The following is a 3,276-nucleotide window of genomic DNA, read 5'->3' on the forward strand; positions in this document are numbered from 1 at the left end:
ACCGACTGAGCAAAAGACGCACCTGACGCAGCGAGCACTGCCAAAGCAACCAGACTCTTTTTCATAAAAACTCCAAAAAGATAGACAAAAAAAATCAAACACCTGAAAACCAAGTGATTCAAACAGGCGAATCAGCCATCGCGATTGAATTTAACCACGCCAACCATCAAAAAAAACAAAGATCCAAGTTACATGCCTGTTACAAAGCGTAATCCAGCCCATTCCGTTGCATGGTCACAACAATTCAACACCCAAAACCAACCCTCTTTCACTGCTGTATCAAATTTTGATTTTTTCTTTACAAATCAACGATTTGCAACCTGATCAAACCACCAAATTTCCGCACCATTTCAGGGAAAACCCCTGCCATACAAGACCTCAAAAAGGTGCATCATTGCTAAAAATGAACGATCGTTCTATTACATCCTTAACCCCAGCTCACCAACGACCATCATCATGACCCATCCACTCATTGCCACTCAAAAGTTCACCGCTGTTCGCAGCATCGCCCTGGCCAGCGCGTTGTGCTGCGCCGGTTTGGCCAGCGCCCAAACCGGCCCTGGCGTCACGCTGTATGGTCTGGCAGATGCAGGTATCACTTCGGTGTCCGGCTTGAAAGCTGGCACCGTGACACAAGTGGCCAGCGGCATCATGGAAGGCTCACGCTGGGGCATCAAGGGCACCGAGGACATGGGCGGCGGTTACAAAACCATCTTTACGCTGGAATCCCGGGTTGAGCTCGACACCGGCTCCGTGACCAGCCGTCCAATTTCAGGCACCCAGTTGTCAGATCGTTACTCGCAGGCTGCCTTGCTGGGTCTGCCGGCAACACTTCAACCGGCCGTGGCTGCGGTTGATGGCCTCTTGGCAGCACAGTGGGGCGTGAATCTGACAGGCAATCTGTTTGACCGGCAAGCGTATGTGGGCGTGATCACCCCTGTTGGCGCCATCATGGGCGGCCGCATGTACACACCAGCCTTCGAAACCAACGCCATGTATGACATCATGGAAACACAATCGGGCCTGTCGGCTGGACAGATTGTGGCGTTCCCGGCAGCGCTTGAGATTCGCAAGTCAAACGCCCTGCAATACCGGTTTGTGAAAGACGGCATTTCCGGCTCGTTCATGTATGCCTTGGGAGAAGTGGCGGGTGACTCTGGCAAGGGCCGCATGCTTGGCTTAAATGCCAACTACAAGACAGGCAACTTCTCGGTCGGCATTGGCCACAACCAGGCCAACAATGAGTTGGGGCAATCCTCATTGACAGCCACGGTTCTGGGGGCCTCCATGAACTTTGGCAATGACAAGTTGTCAGGCATGTTGATCAAGATCAGTGACGATAACCCCAATGGCTTGTCTGCCATCGCCCCGGCGCTGACCCCGGTCGTGGGTGCCGCAGCAGCAGGGCTGGTTCAAAACGCCTTCCTCAATGCCTTCAAGCAGGATGGTACTTTGTCACACATCGGTTATCGTCATGTGACCGGCCCCCACGCCATCTCGGTGGCCTACACCCATTACAACGACAATCGCCCGGCTGACGCTGATGTGACATCGTATGGTGTGGCTTACACCTATTCGCTGTCCAAACGCACCGACCTGAATGCCGTGGTCGTGCAATATGACAACAAGAATCTGGCCCAGGTCGCTCCCGGCGGCAATGGTTATATCGGTGGTGTCACCTCCTCTGCTGGCACCGGCTCCACCGGCTTGGCCTTTGGTATCCGTCACCGTTTCTGATCGATTTTCCCCCTCCCCATCCAGGAGCCCCTTGTGGGCTCTTTTTTTTGGTCCATCACAACACCTTCACAAACCGCGCGACAATCGCCGTCGTTTCCAACCCGCCCGAATCAAGCCATGTCCATGTCAACAAGTGACCGTCTCTTCATGACCCTGGACGCTGCCCTGCGCACGGTGTTTGCATCACACCATGGCGCGCAGCCCTGTCCGACCGTGGCCGCCGATGCCACTGAACTTTCCGAGTCTGAAAAAAAAGAGGCTGCAGCGCTGATGCGCGTCAATCATGTGGGTGAAGTATGCGCGCAGGCACTCTATACCGCGCAAGCATTTGCTACAAAGAATGAAGCACTCAGAGACCATTTCATGCGGGCTAGTGCCGAAGAAACCAATCATCTGGCTTGGACTGAAGCGCGCCTGAAAGAACTCGGCGACCGCACCTCGCTGCTCAACCCACTGTGGTATGCCGGCGCCTTTGGTATCGGGCTGCTGGCCGGGCGGCTGGGTGACCGCGTCAGCCTGGGCTTTGTCGTGGAAACGGAAAACCAGGTGGAGGCACACCTCGACGGCCACCTGAGCCGCCTGCCCGCCCATGACCATGCCTCACGTGCCATCGTGGCACAGATGAAAGACGACGAAATCCGTCACGCCCTCAATGCCAAAGAACTGGGCGCGATAGATTTGCCAGCTCCCGTCAAGGGCCTGATGAAAGCGGCGGCCAAGGTCATGACCACCGTGGCGCACCGGATTTAACTCAAACCTCCACCACCTCGAAACTGGTGGTGATCTGCGCTGTCTTGCCCAGCATGACGCTGGCCGAGCAATATTTGTCGTGACTCATGGCGATGGCGCGCTCGACCGCAGCCGCTGGCACCCCCTTGCCTGACACGGTGAAATGCATGTTGATGCGGGTGAACACCTTGGGGTCAGTCTCCGCCCGGTCGGCCTCCAGTTTGACACTGCAGCCGCGCACGTCATGGCGGCCGCGCTTGAGGATCAGCACCACGTCATAGGCCGTACAGCCGCCGGTGCCAGCCAGCAGCAGCTCCAAAGGGCGCGGTGCCAGATTCAGTCCACCATTTTCAGGCTTGACGGCATCGGGAGCGCCGTCCATCACCAGCGTGTGGCCGCTGCCGGTCTCCGCCACGAACCCCATGCCCGAGCGCGTCCCCAAAGCGCCGGTCCAATTGACTGTACATTCCATGTTCATCCTTTAAAAATTGCTCCGCGCGGGGCAAATTTTCACACGTACAATAAGCAAACTGCCCCGCGCGCAGTAAAAATCCCGACTGATACCCTGACAGAAGTGTAGCCCCATGCCCTCATCTCCTCTAGCACCCGCCCTCAGCCCAGCAGACTATCTGAAGAAAATCCTGACCGCCCGTGTCTACGACGTGGCCAATGAAACCGCGCTGGAGCCGGCCCGCGCCTTGAGCCGACGGCTGCACAACTCGGTGTTGCTCAAGCGCGAGGACCAGCAGCCGGTACGCAGCTTCAAGCTGCGCGGCGCCTACAACAAGATGGCGCACCTGACGCCAGAAC

3 protein-coding genes and 1 pseudogene are annotated in these 3,276 nt (G+C 56.7%); 3 read left to right on the plus strand and 1 reads right to left on the minus strand.

The window, feature by feature from the left end; all coding sequences use genetic code 11:
• Positions 1 to 456: 456 nt before the first annotated feature.
• Positions 457 to 1,737 (plus strand): porin, encoded by a 1,281-nt coding sequence (locus tag PHW99_RS18425; RefSeq protein ID WP_300181194.1) that lies wholly within the window; start codon positions 457 to 459, stop codon positions 1,735 to 1,737.
• Positions 1,738 to 1,860: 123 nt separating this feature from the next.
• A complete protein-coding gene (coq7, locus tag PHW99_RS18430; RefSeq protein WP_300181197.1) occupies positions 1,861 to 2,487 on the plus strand; it encodes a 2-polyprenyl-3-methyl-6-methoxy-1,4-benzoquinone monooxygenase in 627 nt (208 codons plus the stop codon).
• A gap of 1 nt (position 2,488) precedes the next feature.
• Here coq7 and PHW99_RS18435 read toward each other — a convergent pair whose 3' ends face one another.
• Positions 2,489 to 2,938, minus strand: a complete 450-nt coding sequence (locus tag PHW99_RS18435; RefSeq protein WP_300181200.1) for an OsmC family protein — start codon at positions 2,936 to 2,938, stop codon at positions 2,489 to 2,491.
• 112 nt (positions 2,939 to 3,050) lie between these two features.
• Between PHW99_RS18435 and PHW99_RS18440 the strand changes: the two are divergent.
• A pseudogene (locus tag PHW99_RS18440) lies at positions 3,051 to 3,276 on the plus strand (pyridoxal-phosphate dependent enzyme); the annotation flags it as partial.

The organism is Rhodoferax sp. (assembly GCF_028689305.1).
GTDB lineage: Bacteria > Pseudomonadota > Gammaproteobacteria > Burkholderiales > Burkholderiaceae_C > Rhodoferax.